Genomic DNA, 21405 nt, shown 5'->3' with positions numbered 1-21405 from the left:
TGCTGTTCCATGGCAAGTGTGAGTAGTTCGGGTCACTTCTTCATCGTCTAGGACGTTATTGGCGTTCGTGTCGGCACCAAACTGGACAGCCGTGCCGCCGTCCTCGCAAAGGCCCCCTGGAGGTGCCGCACTCCATCGGAAAAGGATTCCTTGGCTGGGTTTGTCTTGTGGTGCTGGGCCCTCTGAGTCGGCTCCCTGACCGCAGGCCGTGAAGAGGACTCCTAGAATACACCCATACAATCTGGTCCAAATTGGCATGGCTTGATCTCCTTGGTTAAGCTGTTGCGGCCTATCCCAGCTGCAGGCTAGGTGCAAGCAAGGAAGTCCTCATGAACTGGAGCAGGCCTCTTGTGGCACGGGATGGCTTTGGTGGTGTTTATGGCCTTTTTATGCCTCTAATACTACGCAGTCACTTCCAGAGAGCCACAGGCGGCTCTCCCTCTCGTAGAGGGCTTTCCGAATACCGGCGAACTCCAGAGGGTCGATTCCCTCGGAGCGGTGTCCCGATATGGCCGGGTATTACTAAGAGGGTGTTGAGCAGGGGCAGGTGAGCAGGTTGCTTTTCTGAGCACCGCCCCAACTTCTTGTGATTGGTCGACCGCTGGTCAGGCCCATCATGCTGCGATCGCTCTAACTCAACACTTCCTAAGGAATTCCTTTCGCCCCACACCATGGGATGAGTATGGCTACCGGTTTTGGACCTGCTGCTTCAGCGTCTGGGCATAGCGGTAGGCGACGAGCTGGAAGAGGTTCCGGTTGGCCATCAGCTCGGTGGTGGGATTCTTGGCCTGACATGAGCGGCGGGCCGCCATGACTTGCTGGGTCATGCCGAGCAGCTCCCGGGGGCTGTCCGCCCCCTGGAGGAAGGCCCAGAGCCCGTTGAGCCCGGACAGGCTGAGCAGGTGGGTGGCCTGTCCGAGAAACCGGCTGGCGAATCCTGAGAATGTGCTCAGGAGCCGGCCCGCGCCGCTCAGCCGGTCGAGCTTCCTGAAGCCCTGGCCCCGCGGGGCTCCCGGCTCCCCGGTGACATGGGAGAGCCCGGTCTGCGCGGCCCGTCTTCCCAGCGGGGAGCGGGTGTACCAGGACAGCCCCTGCGTGGCGTGGCCCAGGCCCCTGCGCAGCCTCTTGAGGAAACCGTCGAGCATCACTCCCATGGGCACTCCTTGTGCGGGTGAGGGTTGGAACGCGACGCCGGATCAGTCCAGGGCGATGCGTTCCTTGAGGCGCTGCGACTCCAGGTAGGACCGAAGTTCCTCACGCTGGGAATCCGGCTCTGGCGAAGCGTCCGACCGGTCCAGGTGGCGCGCCATGTCCTCTTCCCGGGGTGGGCGGTGGCCCTCGTCGAGCAGGCCCTCCGTCTCCACCACGGCGAGCTGCGGCTCCTCGCGCGGGTGCAGGACGAAGTGCACCACCTGATCGATGTGTTCGTCCAACGAGACGCCCAGCTCCCGGGCCAGTTCCGGCGTGAAGGGGGAGGTGCGGAGCTGCGCTCGAAGGGCAGCCAGAGAAGGCTGAAGGGCCATGCGCCTCCATGCTGGCCCTCTGGCCGGCGCCAGGGCAGTGCCGCGTGCGCTTTGCCGGAGCCGACTGTTTTTCGAGAGCCTGTCCGGCGGCGTCAGGTCCCGTTTTCCAACAGCCCCCTGCCCCGGGGCGCCCTTTTCAAGTAGATGTGCGCCTGTAGCAATTCCTGAGGGGCACAATGCGTTTGAACCGTCGAAGGCGCGCCGAAGTACTGGCCATTCTGGGGGCGTGGGGACTGGGGCTGGGTTCGGCCGGGGCGTGGGCTCAAACCGAGCCGTCGACGTCGTTGCAAGGCGTGCGGGTTCCCGGTGGCCAGCCCGCCTGGGGCGGCGGCTCTGGCTGGGAGGCGGCCCTTCAGGACACGCCGCCCTGGAGCTTCCAGAATTCGGCGCGCTTCACCTTCCTGTCCACCCTCAACGCGGGCTACCCCCGCGTGGAGGCCAACCGCCTGGTCCTCATCCCCGAGAACCGGCGCAAGGCCGCGGGGGCCGTCTTCCTGAATGAGCCCGTGCAGGCGCCGTTCGCCGTGCAGTTCCAGTTCTCCACGTACAACCGGGGCGGCATCGGCCCGTGGGTCTCCGGGGATGGGCTGGTGCTGATGTTCGGCCGCCGTCCGCCCAACCGCCGCGACTCCCTGCCCACGGGCGGCACGCGCGGCTTCGCCCCCGACGGGCAGGGCTTCGGCGTGCACCTGCCCCTCTATGGCGATGAGCGCGGCCTGTTGCTCACCGACGGCACGGGGCGCACGCTGGCCGCGCGCCGCAACCCCGGCGTCTACACCGGCAATGACTGGGCTACCCTGCGCGTCGAGGTGGAGCGCGATGGCATCCGCGTCTTCCTCAATGGCGAGCAGCAGATCGACTGGCGCGGCTCGGTGCAGCTCTCCTCGGACCGGCTGGGCCTGTCGGCCGCCACCGGCGATGCGACCGCGATGCACGCGGTGCGTGACGTGCGGCTGACCTTCCAGCCGCGGCAGGTGCCGCCCCCGCCGCCGCCGCCGGGCCATGGCCCGGGTCCTGGCCATGGTCCGGGTCCTGGCCCCGGTCAGCGTGGGGATCTGCTCATCAACGGGAGCTTCGAGCAGCCCTCCCTGCCGCGGGGCAACTTCCGGCTCGTGTCCAACGTGCCCGGGTGGAGCCGCTCCGTGGGGCGCTCCATCGAGCTGCAGAACCGCGCCGCGGGCAGCCCCGTGTCGGGAGATCAGCTCGTGGAGCTGGATGGGGCCGACACCACGGGCATCTTCCAGGACGTGGCCACGCGGCCGGGGGCCGAGTACGAGCTGCGGCTGGCGTTCGCGGCCCGGCCGGGCACGGATGTCTCGGACAACGCCCTGGAGGTGGTGTGGAACGGCGAGGTCGTCACCCAGCTGGAGGCCAGTGGCCAGGGGCTCTCCGAGACGTCGTGGACGTACGCGACGGTGCGCGTCCGCGCCAACGGCCCCAACTCCCGCCTGGAGCTGCGCGACGTGGGCAGCTCCAACGGGGTGGGCACCTTCGTGGATGACGTCTCCTTGCGCCAGGTGACGGGCCCGCGCCGCTAAGACGCGCGGGCAAGGCAGGCCGCCTCACGTCCCCGTGCTGACGGGGGCGGCTTGATCCCGGGGCTCCAGCTGGTGGAGCGCGTTGTGGGTGGCCGTCTTGTAGGCCTCCGACAGCGTGGGGTAGTTGAAGCACGTCTCCATGAAGAGCTGGGCGCCGGCGCCCGCCACCAGCGCGGTGAGCCCCACGTGCACCAGCTCCGAGGCCTGCTCGCCCAGCACGTGGACGCCCAGCAGCTTCAGGCTCTCGCGGTGGAAGAGCAGCTTCAGCCGCCCGTGCTGCTCGCCGATGATTTGCCCCCGGGGGTTGGTGGCGAACGCGGCGCGGCCGGCCACGTAGGGCGTGCCCTTCGCGCGCAGGGACTCCTCGGTCTCCCCGGCCATGGACACCTCGGGGATGGTGTAGATGCCGTAGGGCAGGATGGGCGAGAGCCCCCGCGGCATCCCGAAGGCATGCAGCACCGCCACGCGGGCCTGCTCCATGGAGGTGGAGGCCAGGGCGGGAAAGCCGATGACGTCGCCCACCGCGTAGATGTGGGGCTGGGACGTCTGGTACGTGGCGTTCACCTCCACGAGGCCCCGGGTGCCCAGGGTGACGCCCACGTCCTCCAGCCCCAGCCCCGCGGTGTTGGCCGAGCGGCCCGAGGCCACCAGCACCTGGTGCGTCTCCAGCACCTCGCCCCCCGAGAGCGTCAGCCGCAGGGGCGCCCCGGGCGTCATCTGCAGGTCCTCCACCGTGAAGCCCAGGCGCATCTGGATGCCGAGCGCGGCCATGCGCTGGCCGAGCAGCGCGGAGAACTCGTCGTCGAGGAAGGGCAGCAGCTCCTTGCGCCCATCCACCAGCGTCACGGGGATTCCGAGCGCGGCGAACATGCACGCGTACTCGCAGCCGATGACGCCGGCGCCCACCACCACGATGGAGTGGGGCAGCTCGGCCAGCTCGAGCACCTCGTCCGAGTCGTGCACCCGGTCATCCCCGAACGGGTAGAGCGGGGGGCGGTAGGGCGAGGAGCCGGTGGCCACCAGGAGGTAGGAGGCGGTGAGGAGGCGCTCGGGGTGGCCCTCCTGGCGGATGCGCACCGTGTGCGCGTCCACGAGGGAGGCGGTGCCCTGAAGCACCGTCACCCCGTGGCGCTGGAGGTTCTGCCCGATGCGCAGCCGCTCCACGTCCTTCACCCGCCGCTCGCGGTAGAGGAAGTCCGAGGCGGTGGCCTCGTGGCGCAGGCTGCGCTCCACGCCGTAGAGGCCCCGGGCCCGGTAGCCGGAGAGGTAGAGCGCCGTCTCGCGCAGCGTCTTGGAGGGCAGGGTGCCGGTGTTGGCGGCGGTGCCTCCCAGCACGGGCTCCTTCTCCACCACCACCACGCGCTTGCCCATGCGCGCGGCCTGCACGGCCCCGCTTTCGCCGGCCGGGCCCGAGCCGATGACCAGCAAGTCCACATCAACCATGGTGTCTTCCCGTGTAGCCCAGTCCTTCGGTGATTTCCCCGGGGGTGAGCGGGCGGAAGGCGCCCTCGGGCACATCCAGCACCACCCCACCGATGGCCTCCCGGTGCAGCGCGCGCACGGGCAGCCCCACCGCCCCGAGCATCCGCTTCACCTGGTGGTTGCGGCCCTCGGTGACGATGACCTCCACGGTGTGCGCGTCGCGGACCTGGACCTGGGCGGGCCGGGTGGGCCCGTCCTCCAACTGGACGCCCCGGCGCAGCGGCTCCAGGCGGGCGTCGTCCGCAGTGCCCTGCACGGTGGCCACGTAGCGCTTGGTCAGGTGCGTCTCCGGGGCGGTGGCGTGCGCCACCAGCTTCTCGTCATTGGTGAACAGCAGCAGGCCCGTGGTGCCCCGGTCCAGCCGGCCCACCGCGTGCCAGGTGTAGCGGGCCAGCGCATCCGGCAGCTGGGGCAGGAGCACCTCGTACACGGTGCCCGTGCGGTGCTGGCTCACGGTGGAGGTGAGCAAGTCGGCCGGCTTGTGGAAGGCCAGCACGTGCGTCTCCACCTCGCGGCGGATGGGCAGGCCGTCCACCTTGAGCACCGCCCCCTCGGGCACGGGGGCGAGCGGCTGGCGCACCGCGCGGCCATTCACCGTGACGCGCCCCTGCTCGATGGCCTCCTCGGCCTGCTTCAGGGGCAGGGCGCCCGCCCGGGCCAGGGCCCGGGACAGCCAGTCCGGCTTCGTCTTGCCCTCCCACCGGGCCGGGCGAGACGTGTTGTCCTGAAGGGCGGGCGCGCGGCGCGGGGGCGGTTTACGGGGCATGGGCGGCGCACTGTACCCGGTGCCCGCCCATGGAGCAGCAGGCCTGCCGCGAAGCGAGGGCTAGCGGTCCTCGCCCTCGGCCGAGCCCGGGGTCTTCCCGGGCTCTCCCCCGGGCATCCGGCGCTGCTCGCCGTCCTTGCCCTCGGCGGAGTTGGGGGTGCGCCCCGGGGCCTGCTCCGAACCGGCTTCCCGGGACGGCGTGGCCTCGCCGCCGCCGAACTTCATGTCCTTCTTGGGCTTGTGGTGCATGGGTCCCTCCCTCGGGAGTTCGGTGTCCCCAGAAGGTAGGTCTGGCGGGGGCGGCGGGCTGCTCATGGCCCCCTGGCTGCTGGGGGAGCAGCAGGCGGAGGGCGCTCAGCCCGCCGTCAGGCGCTTGCGCAGGGTGTGGAGCGCCGCCAGCCACAGCCGGGCCTCGTGGTGGGTGAGCCGGGAGCGCCGCAGCGGGGCGAACAAGTCCCGCAGGCCCGTGCGCCCCGCGTGCGGGTCCACGAGGAAGCCTCCCGACTTGAGCAGCGTCTCCAGCGTCTCCTCCACCCGCGCCAGCTCCGCGTCCGAGGCGGCCACCGGCAGTGGGGCGGGGGGCGGGGGGGCCGCCGCGAGCGAGGCCATGCGGACCTCGTAGGCGTACAGCAGCACCGCCTGCGCCAGGTTGATGGAGGGCTGGGAGGGGTCCGTGGGGACCGCCGAGAGATCATGGCAGCGCTCCACCTCGGCGTTCGTCAGCCCGCTGCGCTCATCCCCGAAGACGATGGCCACGGGCCCCTGGGCGGCGCGGGCCACCAGCTCCTCGCCCACGGCCCGGGGCGCCAGCCGGCGCTTGCCCTCCACCTTGCGGGAGCTGGTGCCCACCACCCAGACGCAGTCGGCCACCGCCGCCTCCAGCGTGTCCTCCCGCCGCACCCCGTCGAGCAGCTCCTCGGCGTGGACGGCCAGGCGGCGCGCGGGGGCCAGGTCCTCCGCCTCGGGCCGGACCCATGTCCAGTGGGACAGGCCGCAGTTCTTCATGGCCCGCGCGGCGGCACCGAGGTTCTCCGCGTTGCGCGGACGCATCAGGACAAAGCGGATGGGCAACACCATGGGCCCGGGCCTTCTACTCCTGAATTATCAAACATCGAAACACCTCCGGCCTCGAAACACCCCCGGTGGGCGCGGGGCCCGGGGGCCTCCCCGTTGACCGGCGGAGGGGGGGCGCCTAGCGTCCGCCGCCATCACTCATTGCCAGCGCGGTGCCGGGGCCCCTGCGTGGCCCGCGGGACACCGTGTGGGCCCCAAGACGCGCGGGGGGCGCCGTCGAGCCGTGGGCCCTGAACCACACTTCCCCTTGAATCCGGCGCCGGCGCTCCCGGCATGCCACGTGAAATGTCGAAGATGCCCTTCGGAGGAACCATGAATCCGCAGTCTCTCAAGACACCGCGTCCGCCCCGTCCCGCCCGTGCGCGGTGGCTGGTGGCGGCCCTGCTGGTGGGCACCGCGCTCGCCGGCTGCAAGAAGGAGGAAGGCACTCCGCCCGCCGCGTCCGGCCCTGGCGCCACGCCCGCTCCGGGGGCACCTGCCTCCAGCACGCCCACCCCGGCCACCCTGGGCGCCCCGGCCAGTGCCGAGCCCCTCAAGCCCGAGGCCTATGTCCCCACCGTCCGCGAGGTGGCGCCCGGCGAGGGGGTGGTGCTCACCCAGCTCGTGTTCCAGTTCTCCCGGAGCGTGCAGTACTCCGATGGGCATGGGAAGAAGGGCACGGTGTTCCGGTTCACCCCGGAGGTGGAGGGCCAGCTCGAGTACTACCGCGACAGCACCGCGCTTTCCTTCACGCCCGGCAACGGGTTCGCGCTGGGCACGCAGTACACCGTCACCGTGGAGGCCGTGGAGACGCCCACCGGCGTGGTGAAGCCGCCCCCGGCCCCCTACACCTTCACCACCCCCGCGTTCGCCTTCCTGCGGATGGCCCCGCGGCAGGTGGACACGGAGAAGGGCCTGGTGACGGTGGACCTCGTCTTCTCGGGCCCCGTGGACGCGGCGAAGGCCCGCCGCGTGAGCACCTTCCAGGTGGACGGCAAGCCGCTGACGTCCTTCAAGCTGAGCGCGGATCCAGAGCACCGCCACATCCTCTCGGCGCAGCTCACCAGCCCCCTGCTCAAGCCCGGCGCCAAGGTGGGCTATGCGCTCAAGGCCGGGCTGACGTCGCAGCAGGGCGGGAAGGGCGCGCCTGCGGGGCAGGGCACCTTCGAGGTGCTCGGCGGCAAGCGCCTGGACATCACCACGGTCTCCCTGGAGGAGGGCAACACCGGCTTCTACCTGGAGGTGCAGTGCCGCGACGTGGAGATGAACGCGCCGCCCAGCCGCCAGTATGACGACTGGTACTACAGCAACCAGCCCGGCTGTACGTTCGACGAGGACGCGGCCGCCGAGGCCATCCACTTCACGCCCCCGGTGAAGTTCTCCGTGGCGCCGGCCCGCCGGGGCTTCCGCCTCTTCGGCGACTTCAAGAGCGGCAAGTACACGCTGAAGATCGACGCGGGCGCGCTCTCCGAGGGCCGGGGCCGGCTGCTCTCCGCCTTCGAGAACTCCTACACCTTCGGCGCGCGCACGCCCCAGCTGGTCTTCACCTCGGCGGGCCGCTACCTGCCGCGCAGCGCCTGGCGCAACCTGCCCCTGAGCCACCTCAACGTGGACGAGGCGCAGCTCGTGGTGCGGCAGGTGCCCCCGGAGAACCTCATCTTCTGGATGAGCAATGACGGGCAGGAGACCGCCGATGAGCGCACCTCCAATGTCCTGCTCGCGAAGGCACTGCCCCTCCAGGGCACTCAGGACGTGCTCTCCACCACCTACCTGGATGTCGGCAGCCTGGTGCCCGCCACCACCCGTGGGCTCGTGGAAGTCTCCCTCAGCTACCTCAACAAGCGCGCCTCCACGCGCATCCTGCTCACGGACCTGAGCCTCGTGGCCAAGCGCGGCGGCGTGGCCGAGGGCTCCCAGGGCCAGGAGGAAGTGCGGGTGTGGGTGCTCGGCATGGAGTCCACCGAGCCGCTGTCGGGGGTGGAGGTGTCGCTGGTGAAGAAGAGCGGGCAGGCGGTGGCCCGCTGCACCACGGACGGCGCCCAGGGCTGCAAGCTCCAGGTGCCCGCGCAGAAGGTGGACCCCAGCGCCCCGTTCGCGCTGGTGGCGCGCAAGGGCGAGGAGCTCACGTACCTGAAGTACAGCGAGCTGAAGACGGAGATCGCCAACTCGGACGTGCAGGGCGAGCCGTACCGGGCGGAGACGTTCTACCGTGCCTCGATTTACTCGGATCGGGGCGTGTACCGGCCGGGGGACACCGCGCACGTGGCGGCGGTGGTGCGCGGGCAGGACAGCGTGGCGCCCCCGGCGGACCTGCCGGTGGAGATGCGCGTGGTGGATCCGCGCGAGCGCGAGTTCAAGAAGGTGGCGCTCAAGACGAACGAGGCGGGGCTGGTGGCGCTGGACTTGCCGTTCGCCTCCTTCCAGGACACGGGCCGCTACCGGGTGTCCCTGCACGTGGCGGACCGGGAGGTGGCCCAGTACACGCTGAGCGTGGAGGAGTTCGTCCCGGAGCGCATGAAGGTGACGGCCACCACGGACAAGCCGGGCTACGCGCAGGGTGCGCCGGTGCCGGTGAAGGTGGAGGCCGCGTACCTCTTCGGGGGCTCGGCCGAGGACAGCCCGCTGGAGCTGACGTGCCGGCTGGAGCCCTCCACGTTCGCGCCGAAGGAGAACGGCCAGTTCGCCTATGGCGTGTGGCGCCAGGGCGGCTCCGAGGCCAAGGCCGTCACGCTGGGCCAGGTGACGGGGGCGCTGAACGCCCAGGGCCAGGCGGTGCTGGAGTGTCCGGCGCAGGCGGCCGCGGGCGGCTTCAAGGGCCCGGCGAAGCTGGTGGCCCAGGCCAGCGTGTTCGAGGCGGGCAGCGGCCGCTCCACGCTCGGGGAGGCCACGGTGCCCATGCACCCGGAGCGCTACTACGTGGGGCTCCAGACGGGCACCCGCAAGGTGGAGGCGGGCAAGGCCTTCACCGTGACGGGCGTGGTGGTGGACTGGGAGGGCCAGCCCTTCACCCGCGCCCAGGACATCAAGCCCCTGGAGGTGGAGTACCTCCGGCTGGAGCAGGAGTACGGCTCCTTCTATGACGAGTCGGAGGGCTATGAGCGCTATCAGCGCTACCTGCGCCCGGTGCGCGAGGGCAAGGGCACCGTGAAGGTGGAGGGGGGCAAGTTCCAGCTCACGGTGACGCCCTCGCAGGACGCCGCCGGCTTCATCGTCCGGGTGCGTTCGGGCAACGCGCAGACGGACCTGCAGCTGGAGGGCCGGGGTGAGTACTACTGGTGGGGCGACGGCGAGGAGCGCGTGGACCAGACGCCGCGCCCGATGAAGCCCGCCTCCATCGCCATGGAACTGCCGCGCTCGGGCAAGGTGGGCGAGCCCCTCACGGTGAAGCTCAAGGCCCCGTACCGGGGCCGGGTGCTGCTCACCGCGGAGACCGACCGCGTCATCGCCTCCGAGTGGAAGACGATGGAGCCCGGCGAGGTGACGTGGACGTTCACCCCGCGGGAGTTCGCGCCCAACGTCTACCTCAGCGCGTTCATGGTGAAGGATCCGCACCTGGAGTCCGCCCAGGCCTTCATGCCGGACCGGGCCTTCGGGGTGGGCAGCGTCACCCTGGAGCCCACGGCCTTCACCCAGGAGGTGAAGCTCTCGGTGCCCGAGGAGGTCCGCTCGAACAGCACCTTCACGGTGAACCTGGAGCTGGGGGCGCTGGAGGGCCCCACCTACGCCACGGTGGCCGTGGTGGACGAGGGCATCCTGTCCCTGACGCGCTTCCAGAGCCCGGACCCCCTGAAGGAGCTGTTCGCCAAGCGCGCCCTGGGCGTGGAGACCTACGAGACCATCGGCTGGACGCTGCTGGTGCCCCCGGCGGGCAACTCCCGGAGCACCGGCGGTGACGAGGGCGGCGATGCCTCCGGCCGCGTGCAGCCGGTGAAGCCCGTGGCGCTGTGGAGCGGCGTGGTGCCGGTGCCCGCGAGCGGCAAGCTGAGCCTGCCCTTCACGCTGCCGCAGTACCGCGGCGCGGTGCGGGTGATGGCGGTGACGGCCGGCGCCAAGCGCGTGGGCCGCGCCAGCGCCCAGGTGCTGGTGAGGGATCCGCTGGTGCTCCAGGCCACGCTGCCGCGCTTCCTCACGCAGAATGACGAGATTCAGATTCCCGTCTTCCTCACCAACCTCTCGGGCAGCCCCCAGGAGGTGAAGGTCACCCTCACGGCGGAGAGCCTCCCGGTGCCCGGCATGGCCATGCCCGCGGCCTCCCTGGGCTCGCCGCTGAAGCTGCTCGGCAAGAGCGAGGGGCGCATGCGGCTGGAGAACGGCAAGGCGGCCACGCTCGTCTTCCAGGCGAAGGCGGTGCAGGCGGTGGGCGCCGCCCGGCTGAAGGTGACGGCCGAGGGCGGAGGCCACACGTCCTTCGAGCAGCTCGACGTGCCGCTGCTGCCCGCGGGCCCGCGCGAGCGCCAGGTGCAGCGGCTGGAGCTGGCCGCGGGGCGCATGGATCTCATGCCCTACCTCCAGGGCTGGGTGCCCACCACCGAGCGCAGCACGTTCTGGGTGACGACCAATCCGTACGCCGAGTCGCTCCAGCACCTGAGCTACCTGGTGCGCTACCCCTACGGCTGCATCGAGCAGACGACCTCCTCCACGCGCCCGCTGCTCTTCGTCTCGCAGCTCATCGACAACGTGGACCCGTCGCTCACGGGCAACAAGAAGGTGGAGGACATGGTGATGGCGGGCCTCAACCGCATCGTCTCCATGCAGACGCCCGCGGGCGGCTTTGGCTACTGGCCAGGCGACACCGAGCCCGTGGCCTGGGGCACCGCCTATGCCACGCACATGCTCCTGGACGCGCAGAAGCTCAAGTACCCCGTGCCGCAGGACCGGCTGGACGACGCCCTGGCGTGGATGGGGCAGGAGCTCACCCGCAAGGAGGGCAGCAGCGTGAAGGAGCGCTCCTCCGGCCACGAGGCGGAGCCCTACATGCACTATGTGCTGGCCATGGCGGGCAAGGGCCGCAAGGCGCGCGTGCAGAAGATGGTGGAGGAGTTCGCCCAGCAGAAGACCCTCTCCGGCGAGGATCGCGAGCAGGAGTACATGCTCAAGGCGGCGCTCTACCTGTCCGGAGACCGGCGCTACGAGAAGGAGCTGCGCAACCCCGTGCTCGAGCCCGTGACGGACGAGCGGCGCAACTCCTGGTCCTTCTACTCGGACCGCCGCCGCCGCGGCTTCATGCTCAGCACCTTCCAGGACCTGTTCGGCAACGACGCCACGGGTGAGCCGCTGGCGCAGCAGGTGGCCCAGGCGCTCCAGGGCCACTCCAGCGCCTGGTACACCACGCAGGAGCTGGTGTGGGGCATCACCGGCCTGGGCAAGCGCGTGTCCGGCGCCGCCTCGGACTTCACGCCCCCCACGCTGGTGGCGGATGGCAAGGAGGTGGCCCCCCAGGCCACCGGCAACCCGAAGGCGGCCCGCGCCTCGGACAGCACCTGGGCACTGGTGCGCGCCAGCGAGCGCAAGGGCGTGGCGCTTGATCTGAAGGAGAAGAGCTCGGGCAAGCTCTACCTCATCCTCAACAGCGATGGGGTGCGCACCGGGGGCCAGGTGAAGACGGGCGGCGAGGGGCTGTCGCTCACCCGCACCTACCGCAAGCTGGATGGCACCGTCATCAGCCCGGGCCAGCCGGTGAACCTGGCGGACCTCCTCTATGTCGAGGTGGAAATCGCCAACACCTCGGGCGAGCGCATCCAGAACATCGCCCTGGTGGACCGGCTGCCCGCGGGCTGGGAAATCGAGAACGCCCGGCTGGGGCGCGGCGGCAGCGTGGAGTGGGTGGACACCAGCAGCCTCTGGACGGCGGACTACGTGAACATCCGGGATGACCGCATGGAGGTGTTCGGCAGCCTGGAGGCCAAGGAGTCCAAGAAGGTCGTCTACGCGGTGCGCGCCGTCACCTCCGGCAAGTTCACCCTGCCGCCGGTGGAGGCCGAGGCCATGTATGATCCGCGCATCTGGGCCCGCGAGGCCGGCGGACCGGTGGAGGTGGCCGGCCCCTGGCAGGACTTCCTGCTGTAGCCCGCCGCCATGCGCCTGCCCCGCCTCCCGAAGCGCCGGCTCGGCCTGGGACTGCTGCTCCTCCTCGGCCTGGTGGCGGGGGGGGGCGGGGCGGCCTGGCTCGTGCCGTTGCCCGCGCGCCTCGCCTCGCCGCACTCGGCCGTCATCGAGTACCGGGATGGCACGCCCGCGCACGTCTTCCTCGCCCCGGACGAGCGGTGGCGGGTGCTCACCCGGAGGCAGGACGTGGACCCCGCATACGTGCGGGCCCTGCTCGCCCTGGAGGACAAGCGCTTCGGGTGGCACCCCGGGGTGGATCCGCTCGCGGTGGTGCGGGCGGGCCTCTCCAACATGACGCGGGGGCGCCGGGTGTCCGGGGCCTCCACGCTCACCATGCAGCTGGTGCGCGTGCTGGAGCCCCGGCCGCGCACGCTGCTCTCGAAGCTCATCGAGTCCTTCCGCGCGGTGCAGCTCGAGCTGCACCTGTCCAAGGACGAGATTCTCGCCGCCTACCTTCAGTTCGTGCCGTACGGGCGCAACGTGGAGGGGGTGGAGGCCGCGTCGCTCGCGTACTTCGGCCACCGCGCCACGCACCTGAGCGCCACGGAAATTTCCACGCTGCTGGCGGTGCCGCAGAACCCCAACCGCCGCTTTCCCACGCCCGCGAACCTGGGGCGGCTGAAGGCGGCCCGGGATGACATTGCCCGCCGCCTGCTGGCCGAGGGCGCCCTGCCGCTGGGGCCCCCGGGGGCGGAGGTGACGCCCGGGCAGCTCCAGGCCGAGGTGCTGGCCGCGCCCGTGCCCCAGGGCTTGAAGCCCTTTCCCCGCGAGGCCCCCCACGCGGCGGCGTGGCTGCGGGCCCAGCGGCCGGAGGCCTCGCGGCTGCGCACCACCCTGGAGGCGGGGACGCAGCGGCTGGCCGAGCGGCTGATGCGCGATGCGGCCGGGGAGCTGCGCCCCCGGGGCATTCACAACGGGGTGGCGGTGGTGGTGGACCACGCGAGCGCGGAGGTGGTGGCGCTGGTGGGCAGCTTCGACTTCTTCGACGCGCGGCATGGGGGGCAGATTGCCGGCTTCGCCACGCCGCGCTCGCCGGGCTCGGCGCTCAAGCCGCTCCTGTACGCCATGGGCATCGACCGGGGGTTGATGCTGCCGGAGCACCTCGTGGCGGACGTCCCCGAGGCCTATGGCGGCTATGCGCCGCGCAACTTCGATGGGCGCTTCATGGGGCTGGTGCGCATGGAGTACGCGCTGTCCCAGTCGCTCAACATCCCCTTCGTGCGGCTCTTGAAGGGGCTGGGCGTGGAGCGCTTCCTGGGCACGCTGCGCCGGGCGGGCGTCAGCAGCCTGGCCCTCGAGCCCGGCTTCTACGGCCTGTCCGCGGCGGTGGGCGGGCTGGAGGTGACGCCGCTGGAGCTGGCCGGGGTGTACGTGGCGCTCGCGCGGGACGGCCGCGCTGCGCCGCTGAAGGTCCTTCGCGAGGAGCCGCCCGCGCCCCCGTCCCAGGCCCCGGAGCTGTTCTCGCCCGGGGCGGCCTGGCTCACCCGGCGGGCGCTGGCGCTGAAGGACCGGCCCGACTTTCCGGCCCGGCGCAGGCTCACGGGCATTCCGGCGCAGGTGCACTGGAAGACGGGGACGAGCTTTGGCCACCGGGATGCGTGGGCGGCGGGCTCGGGCCCCCGGCACACGGCGGTGGTGTGGCTGGGCAACTTCGACAGCTCGCCCAGCGTGCACCTGGTGGGCGCGGAGGCCGCGGGCCCCTTGCTCTTCGACATCCTGGAGGCCGTGGGCCCCCGGGGGCTCGCCGCGGAGGCGGACGCGCCCGTGCCGCCCCCGGACCTGACGTCCGTGGAGGTCTGCGCCTACTCGGGCCACCTGCCCACGGAGGCCTGCCCGCAGCGGCGCCAGGTGTACGCGCGGCGCGAGTCGGTGCCCACCCGGCGCTGCCCCTACCACCAGCACGTGGAGGTGGATGCGCGCACGGGGCTGGCGGTGAGCCCGGTGTGCCGCGCGGGGCGCGAGGTGGACTCGCGCGTGTACCTCACCTGGCCCGCGAGCATCCGCCGCTGGCTGACGGAGCAGCACCGCAGCCTGCCCACGCCCCCCGCGTACGCGCCGGGCTGCGAGCCGGGCGGGGCCGAGCACCCGCCGGAGATTCTCTCGCCCGCGGAAGGGCAGGTGTCGCTGCTGATTCCGGGCGTGGCCCCGGAGCAGCAGGAGGTGCCCCTGGAGGCGGAGGCCGCGAACGACCGCGAGCTGACGTGGTTCGTGGATGGCAAATTCCTGGGCCGCGCCAAGGCGGCCGAGCGGCTCTGGTGGACGCCCGCTCAGGGCACGCACGAGATCCTCGTTACCGATGACCGGGGGCTCACCTCCCGGCGCCTGCTGGTGGTGCGCGAGCGGCGCTGAGCCTCCCTCCAGGCGTGCGGCGGAGCGCCCGCCGTTCCCGCCTCGTCCCCGCACGGGCTGACGCAGGATGTCACGCGTGGCCGGGCGTGCTCCCATCGGCATTCGTGGGAGGTAAGCGCTATCCTGGTGGGCCTGGACGGCCGGTGCCCTGAAGGAGACATGCCCTCTCCGGGGCCGTCCGTGGCGCTCCCTCTTCGCGACGTTAGGGTCACCTGGATGAGGTGGTTGGACACCGTGGTTCGGTTGGCGCAGGTGCTCACCCTCCTCCTCGTGGTGAGCCCCGCGCGCGGGGCCGCGGAGCCCTGGCGGGCCGTGGCGCGGGTGTCCTCGGACGAAGAGCAGCTGCTCCTGGAGCGCGTGCGGGGGCAGAGCAGTGACTTGCCGGTGCTTCTGGTGGCGGATCCGGGCCCGCCGCTGGAGCTGGGCGAGCCCGCGCGCTGGCGGGGAGCGGAGGCGCTCGCCGGGGCCCACCGGGCGCGGGCGGTCCTCTGGTTCCAGCGCACCGGCGTCATGCTGCACATCCACCTGGCCGAGCCGGGCACCCGCCACCTCTTCGTGCGCGCGGCCCAGGTGAAGGGCCGCCCCGGCAGCCTGGAGTGGTCCGCCGGCGCCGAGGCCGTGGCCCTGGTGGTGCGCTCCGCGCTCCGGGCCGTGGAGGTGGGCGAGCCCCTGGGCGAAGAAGTCGCGGTGGCCTCGCCGCCGCCCGAGCCGGCCGAGCCCCTGCGGCCCGCGGTGAGCCTCGTCCCGGAGCCCCCCGCACCGGCGGTGAGGCCCCCCAGCCCGTGGCAGCTTGCCGTGGGCGGCCAGGCCGCGCTCGACGGGTACGGCATGGGGGGCACCCAGGGCGTGGTGCTGGGCGCGGGGCACGAGGGGGACAGGCTGCGGGTGCGGCTTCAGCTCTTCGTGGGGCTCCCGGCGGCGCGCGAGGATGGGCGCACCCGGGTGGGGCTGCGCCAGCAGGGCGGTGGGGTGTGGGCGGATGCCACCTTGGTGGCCACGCCGCGCTGGCGGTGGGCGCTGGGGGGAGGGGTAGGTGTCCTGAGCTTCTCCCGCGACACGGAGGCCCGGGTCCCGGAGGTGGAGGCCACCCCGTCCCGGACGGTGTTCGCGCTGGCGGTGGGCCCCGAGTCCTCCCTGCGCTGGCGGGTGTCGCGCCCCTTCGCCCTGGAGGCGGCGGTGGCGGCCGAGGGGCTCTGGGGGCGCCCGGTCCTGGGCTACCTCGAGGCGGGGGAATTCGTGAAACACAGTGAAGGGTGGGCCGTGCGGCCCCGCCTCAGTGTGACGGGGGTCTTTTTTCCGTGAACCCGACTGACCCGAAGTCCCCCCCTCCGCTCTCCATCCCAAAAACGAGAAAGGGGGGCCCGGAGGCCGTGGACCCCCAGCTCCGGGCGGTCCTGGCGGGAAACCGCGAGGCGGCCGAGGCCTTGCTGGAGGAGATGCTGCCCCGGGTGCGCAACCTGGTGCGGTACCTGGTGAAGGGGGATGCGGAGGCGGAGGATTTTTCCCAGGAGGCGCTGCTCGCCATCTTGCGAGGGCTGAAGTCCTACCGGGGCGAGGGCACGTTCCGCTCCTGGGCGGACCGGGTGGTGGCGCGCACGGTGTTCGCGGGGCTGAAGCGGGAGCGGAATGAGGGGGCGCGGCGCAACGCGGAAGGGGCGGAGCAGGTGGAGCTGGTGGCGGTGCCCTCGGAGGATGCGCCCCTGGACGAGTACGTCCACCGGCGGCACATGGTCACCCTGCTGGACCACATCCCGCCGGAGCAACGCCATGCGCTGGTGCTCCACCACGTGATGGAGTTGAGCGTGCCGGAGATCGCCGAGGAACTGGGAATTCCTTTCGAGACGGTGAGGAGCCGGCTGCGGCTGGGGCGCACCTCCCTCCGGGCGATGGCGGAGAAGAAGAAGGAAGCCGAGGAGAAAGCGTCCCGATGAGTCCGTACAACGAGGACGGTGAGGAGCCCTTCGAGTTGCTCACCCCGCTGGATGACCGGTCGGGTCCCGCGCGGCGCATCTCCCGCCAGAAGGCGGCGGACATGGTGCGCGCGGCGCTGGACGCGGCGGCAGCTCAGCCTTCCTCCGCGCCCCCGAAGCCCGTGCGCCGGCGGTGGCCCCGGGCCGCCTGGGCGGGAGGCTCGCTCCTGGTGACGGCGGCGGCCGCCGCGGGCATCGGCCACCTCGTCTCCGCGCCTCCCCCCGAGCCCCCCCCCTCCGTGAACGCCCCCGTGCCGCCCGAGCCCGGCCCGCCCCCGGCGGAGTCCGCGCCTCCGGAGGTGCCGGGCCCTGTTCCTGGGGAGCCCCCGCCCGGGGCGCCTCCCGAGGCGGCCCTCGAAGCGGCGCCCCCTCCCGGGCCGGTGCGCAAGGAGCCCCGGCCCGCGAAGGTCCTCGCGCCCGAGGACTTGCTGCGCATGGCCAACGCGCACCGGGTCGCCGGCCGGTGGAAGGATGCGGAGGCGCTCTACCAGCGGGTCATCCGGGCGCACCCCGGGGGCATGGCCGCCTACGTGGCGCGCGTGGCCTCCGGCTCGCTCCGCCTGGAGCACCTGGGGGATGCGCGCGGGGCGTTGCGCCAGTTCCAGGAGGCGCAGCGGCTGCAACCCCAGGGCGTGCTGAGCCACGAGGCGAGCCACGGCGTGGCGGAGGCCTGGCGGGCCCTGGGGGACCGGGCGCAGGAGGCGCGGGCGCTGGAGCGGTTTCTGGCGGGCCACCCGGACTCGCCCCTGGAGGCGGCCGCGCGCAAGCGGCTGCGGGAGCTCGCCGGACCATGAGGACAGGGGCTTCTCGAAGGGCGTGGGGCGTGTGGCTGCTGGTGGGCGCCCTGGCCGGGGCCTGCACCGTGAGGGATCCGGTGGCGCAGGTGCGCGACGGCGAGGACGCCTCCGTTCCGGGCGAGGGCGAAGAGGATGGGGGCCTTCCGCCGCCCCCGCCCCCCGAGGACTGGGTGACGTACTGCCAGGGCAGCGGGCCGCCGGTGCTGGTGAACGGCAGCGGGCCGTCCGTGTGCAGCGGGGTGCTGGCCCAGCAGGCCTTCACGCATGCCCTGTGTGCCTGCGAGGGGCTGTCGCTGAGCGCGCCCCTGCGGGTGGATGCCTTCCACGGCTCCCAGGGGCCGTACACCACCGGGGAGAAGGCCGGGGCGCTGGGGGTGAACGGGGACCTGACGTCCGACAACGTGGTGGACGTGGGCGGGGCCGTGAGCGCCGGGGGGCTCATCCGGATGGGCTTCTCGCTCGCCGTGGGGGACACGCTGCACGGCGGCGGCGCGCTGCTGGGCAACGGCACCTTCACCGTGGCGAAGGACGCCCAGGTGCGGGGCAACGTGGGGGTGGGCTCGCTGACGGTGGGCGGGCGCCTCACCGTGCCCGCGGGCAACACCCTCACCGGCACCCTCCAGGCCGCCGAGGTGCTGCGGCAGCCCGTGGAGGTGCCGGCGCCCTGCGGCTGCGCGCCCACCGGCGCGCTGGACATCGCGGGGCTCGTGGCCCACCACGCCCAGGAGAACCACAACGCGGACATCGGCCTGGCGCCGTCGGCGCTGGATGGCTTCACGGGCTCGCGGCGGCTGGAGCTGCCCTGCGGGCGCTTCTACCTCGACCGCATCTCAGGGGAGGGCGGGCTGACGCTGGCCGCCCAGGGGCGCACGGCGCTCTTCGTGGGGGGCAGGGTGAGCCTGGGCGGCGAGCTCGCGGTGGAAGTCCAGGGGCCCGGGGCGGAGTTGGATCTCTTCATCGCGGGAGACGTGGCGGTGACGGGGCCGCTGCGCCTGGGCAGCGGAACGAAGCTGCCCCGGATGCGCGTCTACATCGCGGGCCCCGGCACGCTCACGGTCGAGGTGGACAGCGCCCTCACGGGCCATTTGTATGCGCCCCAAGTTTTGCTGCGCCTGAGCGGCAACGCGGATGTGTTCGGCTCGGTGTTGGTGCGCCGCGTCGAAGCCTCCAGCACGGCGCTGTTCCACCATGATCTCGACGTGCTCCACGCGGCGGACGCCTGTGTGTCGTCTTCGACCCGTTGACGCGATTGGGTTCACAATGTGTGAATAAGAACAGAAGCAGGGGCGTCCTGTGGGGGCGGCCATTTCCCCCTGGCGGGGACGCCGCTGACCTTCCCACCCCTGAGGAACCCCGTGAAACACATCCTGCGCGCTGTTCTTGTCTCTTCCCTGTGTGCGTCGTCCGCCGCTCTGGCTCAGGACATGAACATGGAGATGAACGTTCATGTCGACGAGGACGGCATGCCCTCCACGCAGATCCGCATGCAGGTGCCGGACGCGGAAGGCAACCCGCAGGAGATGCGGCAGGAGATGCGGGTGAAGAACAGCGGCATGCGCATGGAGGTGAAGGTGAAGGGCGACCCGGGCGCGCCCCCGCCGGCCCACCGGGAGGTGGTGGAGGTTCAGGAGGAGCAGCCCGCCTCGCGCCGCCGCCCGCGTCCCCCCGCCGAGCCCGTGTACCGGGACTGCGGCACGGGGAGGGATCCGGGCTGTGACATGTCGCGGGATGGCCAGTACGCCATGGACGCGGAGACCTACCGGGGCTTCATGACGGCGCTCAAGTCCCAGGCCAACGAAATCTCCCGCCAGGAGATGGCCGAGAAGATGCTCAAGCGCCAGTACCTCACGGCGTCCCAGTACGGCCAGGTGTTGGATCTCTTCGTGAATGAGATCTCCCGCCTGGAGGTGGCCACCTTCGCCGCGCGCCGCGTGGTCAACCCGCAGCACGCCCTGGGCTTCGCCTCCAAGTGGCGCAACTCCATCTCCAGCGAGGAGTACACGGAGATGATTGCCGAGCAGCAGCCGTAATCCCCTCCGGGGCTCCTCCGGTTCAGCGCGCCTCCCAGCCCTTCGGGCCGTGGAGGTAGCGCTGGCCGTAGGGCAGGGGCCCGTAGAACATCAGGTCGAACACCCCCACCACGCTCGTCCCGTCGAAGAGGCCAATCTCGCCCTTCTCGGGGAACGTCAGCCCCAGCTCCGGGGCGGTGAAGCGCCGGGTCTCCCCGGGCGCCAGGGTGAGGGCGGGCAGCACCGTGCCCACAGGGGCCGTCACCAGGCTGGCGAGGCTCACGCGGAGCTGGGTGGTCAGCGTCTTGCCCGCAAGGGACACGGCCTGCGGGCCCCGGTTGCCCAGGACGATGACGCCCGCGCGCGGATCAAACTCCTCGATGACGAGCGTGGACTTCCGGGTGCTGTGACGGTGGAGCTCCGAGAGGATGAACTGGCGGCGCTGGACGACGAAGTTGCGCAGGAACGGCTTGCCCGCGGTGAACTTCGCGTAGTCCATGTAGGGGTCCTCCCTCATGGCGTCATCGACCAGGGCGTGGAGCGCGTCGATGTACGGGTTCATCACCTCCGGGGTGAAAATTTCATCGAGCGCCTTGCGCAGGCGGGCGGTGAGCCGCGCGTTCAGCTCGGGGTTCATCACCACGCGGGTGCCCAGGTTGGAGAACACCGGCAGGTAGCCCGGGTAGCTCGGCTCGTTCTTGCGCCGGTCGTACATCTTCTGCGTCCACCCGTCCGTCAGGGTGAAGCCAAAGAGCGGGTGGTTGACGAGCGGCCGGTTGTCGAGCGTGCTCTCGTACCACCAGCGCGCATCCACGTTGTTCAAGTCCCAGGGCACGTACACCCAGCGCTTCGTCACCCGGTCGTGGATGAAGTAGCTCTCCGAGTCCTCCACGTAGTTGTTGGACATCAGCGCATCGAGCACCATGGAGCGCAGGAACCCCTCCACCTCCAGGTGCTGCTCCAGGGTGGCGGCGAACTGCGGCTCGGGCGTGTGGTTGATGACCTCCAGCACCTCGGGCAGCGCGTTGTCCTTCTCCTTCTCGTTCGTCTTCTTCGCCCAGTTGCCCTGGTAGGGCACCTTCACCGTCTTGAACTCGCAGTCCTTCCAGCCGCAGCGGTAGATGGAGGCGTCGCCGTCGCTGAAGTCATGCGCGGCGAGGAAGGCCTTGTTCACCTGTTCGATGTCGAGGAACGGCCCCTGGTAGACGCCGTTGACCTTGACGCGCACGAAGGTGGCCTTCGAGGCTGGCACGCGCATCGCGGCCAGCAAGTCGAAGCTGATCTTCTCCGCCAGCAGGGTGGCATCGGCGAACTCGGCCACGAGGTTGAGCGAGGTGCGCCCCTGGAAGGGGGTGCTCTTCTCGAAGCTCACGTTCCAGCTCTTCTTGACGAAGAAGCGGGCGGAGGCGCCGCGCAGGCGCACCTTCACGTTGTAGCGCTGGCCCCCGCTGACGAAGACCGCGTCCTGCTCGGGCGTCCACGGATCGGCCTCGAACTTCGCCATCGCCTCTAGCGGGATGAGCAGCTCGTACTCCGGCAGGGCCGTCTGCACCGGCGGCAGCTCGAAGCGGCGCTCCACCTCGGGCGGCGCGGGCGGCTCCGAGGGCTCCTGCGGCTCCAGGGGGCCCGGCGAGGTGGGAGGCGTCGTGGGCGGCGGCGTGACGGGAGGCCCGGGCTCCGGCTCTCCGGCGGTCGGAGGCGGGTTCCCGTAGGGCGGCGTGCTGCCGGAGCCGGTGTCCCCGCAGCCAGCGCCGAGCGCCATGAGAAGGAAGAAGAGAGGCCGTAGGTGTTTCATGGCCCTACGCCTGAGCAA

The 21405-nt window shown here is 71.6% G+C and carries 15 protein-coding genes and 1 pseudogene; 8 read left to right on the top strand and 8 right to left on the bottom strand.

From position 1 onward, the window contains the following. Nucleotides 1-24: 24 nt before the first annotated feature. The 3 genes and pseudogenes from KY661_RS37910 to KY661_RS26165 form a co-directional block, all read right to left on the bottom strand. Nucleotides 25-258, bottom strand: a pseudogene (locus KY661_RS37910) (DUF7151 family protein); the annotation flags it as partial. Nucleotides 259-686: 428 nt separating this feature from the next. Continuing rightward, complete coding sequence (locus KY661_RS26170) at nucleotides 687-1145, bottom strand: hypothetical protein (RefSeq protein ID WP_225412816.1); 459 nt, start codon at nucleotides 1143-1145, stop codon at nucleotides 687-689. 51 nt (nucleotides 1146-1196) lie between these two features. Further along, nucleotides 1197-1523, bottom strand: coding sequence for a hypothetical protein (locus tag KY661_RS26165; protein WP_225412815.1), 327 nt, complete (start codon nucleotides 1521-1523; stop codon nucleotides 1197-1199). A 176-nt stretch (nucleotides 1524-1699) separates the two neighbouring features. Here KY661_RS26165 and KY661_RS26160 point away from each other — a divergent pair, with 176 nt between their 5' ends. Continuing rightward, nucleotides 1700-3061, top strand: coding sequence for an L-type lectin family protein (locus KY661_RS26160; protein ID WP_225412814.1), 1362 nt, complete (start codon nucleotides 1700-1702; stop codon nucleotides 3059-3061). A gap of 24 nt (nucleotides 3062-3085) precedes the next feature. Here the strand turns inward: KY661_RS26160 and sthA are convergent, their stop codons facing one another. The 4 genes from sthA to KY661_RS26140 form a co-directional block, all read right to left on the bottom strand. Continuing rightward, on the bottom strand, nucleotides 3086-4504 hold the full coding sequence (gene sthA / locus KY661_RS26155) for a Si-specific NAD(P)(+) transhydrogenase (protein WP_225412813.1): 1419 nt from the start codon (nucleotides 4502-4504) through the stop codon (nucleotides 3086-3088). Next, a complete protein-coding gene (locus tag KY661_RS26150) occupies nucleotides 4497-5309 on the bottom strand; it encodes a pseudouridine synthase (protein WP_225412812.1) in 813 nt (270 codons plus the stop codon). Before KY661_RS26150 ends, sthA begins: the two co-directional genes overlap by 8 nt. A 60-nt stretch (nucleotides 5310-5369) precedes the next feature. Then, nucleotides 5370-5558, bottom strand: a complete 189-nt coding sequence (locus KY661_RS26145) for a hypothetical protein (RefSeq protein WP_225412811.1) — start codon at nucleotides 5556-5558, stop codon at nucleotides 5370-5372. A gap of 105 nt (nucleotides 5559-5663) precedes the next feature. Then, entirely contained in the window at nucleotides 5664-6386 is a 723-nt protein-coding gene (locus KY661_RS26140; RefSeq protein ID WP_225412810.1) for an RNA methyltransferase, read from the bottom strand. A gap of 309 nt (nucleotides 6387-6695) precedes the next feature. On the opposite strand from KY661_RS26140, the gene KY661_RS26135 reads away from it, so the two are divergent. From KY661_RS26135 to KY661_RS26105, 7 genes are all read left to right on the top strand, one after another. Further along, nucleotides 6696-12428 carry an Ig-like domain-containing alpha-2-macroglobulin family protein gene (locus KY661_RS26135; protein WP_225412809.1) on the top strand — a complete coding sequence of 1911 codons (5733 nt, stop codon included), beginning with the start codon at nucleotides 6696-6698 and terminating at the stop codon, nucleotides 12426-12428. A gap of 9 nt (nucleotides 12429-12437) precedes the next feature. Further along, nucleotides 12438-14816 (top strand): penicillin-binding protein 1C, encoded by a 2379-nt coding sequence (pbpC, locus tag KY661_RS26130; RefSeq protein WP_225412808.1) that lies wholly within the window; start codon nucleotides 12438-12440, stop codon nucleotides 14814-14816. A gap of 216 nt (nucleotides 14817-15032) precedes the next feature. After that, nucleotides 15033-16118, top strand: coding sequence for a hypothetical protein (locus KY661_RS26125; RefSeq protein WP_225412807.1), 1086 nt, complete (start codon nucleotides 15033-15035; stop codon nucleotides 16116-16118). Beyond that, complete coding sequence (locus KY661_RS26120; RefSeq protein ID WP_398577241.1) at nucleotides 16115-16747, top strand: RNA polymerase sigma factor; 633 nt, start codon at nucleotides 16115-16117, stop codon at nucleotides 16745-16747. The genes KY661_RS26125 and KY661_RS26120 overlap by 4 nt, the downstream gene beginning before the upstream one ends. Further along, nucleotides 16744-17580 carry a tetratricopeptide repeat protein gene (locus KY661_RS26115; protein ID WP_225412806.1) on the top strand — a complete coding sequence of 279 codons (837 nt, stop codon included), beginning with the start codon at nucleotides 16744-16746 and terminating at the stop codon, nucleotides 17578-17580. The genes KY661_RS26120 and KY661_RS26115 overlap by 4 nt, the downstream gene beginning before the upstream one ends. After that, entirely contained in the window at nucleotides 17577-18827 is a 1251-nt protein-coding gene (locus KY661_RS26110) for a DUF7305 domain-containing protein (protein WP_225412805.1), read from the top strand. The genes KY661_RS26115 and KY661_RS26110 overlap by 4 nt, the downstream gene beginning before the upstream one ends. Before the next feature lie 186 nt (nucleotides 18828-19013). Further along, nucleotides 19014-19613, top strand: coding sequence for a DUF4476 domain-containing protein (locus KY661_RS26105; RefSeq protein ID WP_225412804.1), 600 nt, complete (start codon nucleotides 19014-19016; stop codon nucleotides 19611-19613). A gap of 22 nt (nucleotides 19614-19635) precedes the next feature. On the opposite strand, the gene KY661_RS26100 is transcribed toward KY661_RS26105, so the two are convergent. After that, the gene (locus tag KY661_RS26100) at nucleotides 19636-21387 is read right to left on the bottom strand and encodes a CotH kinase family protein (protein ID WP_317987300.1); all 1752 of its coding nucleotides are present in this window, start codon (nucleotides 21385-21387) and stop codon (nucleotides 19636-19638) included. Nucleotides 21388-21405 lie beyond the last annotated feature (18 nt).

Origin of the sequence: Allostigmatella hybrida (assembly GCF_020103775.1) — a bacterium.
In the GTDB taxonomy this organism is placed as follows: domain Bacteria; phylum Myxococcota; class Myxococcia; order Myxococcales; family Myxococcaceae; genus Hyalangium; species Hyalangium aurantiaca.
The sequence above is the reverse complement of the archived record's forward strand: the minus strand, read 5'-3'. Positions and strand labels throughout refer to the sequence as shown.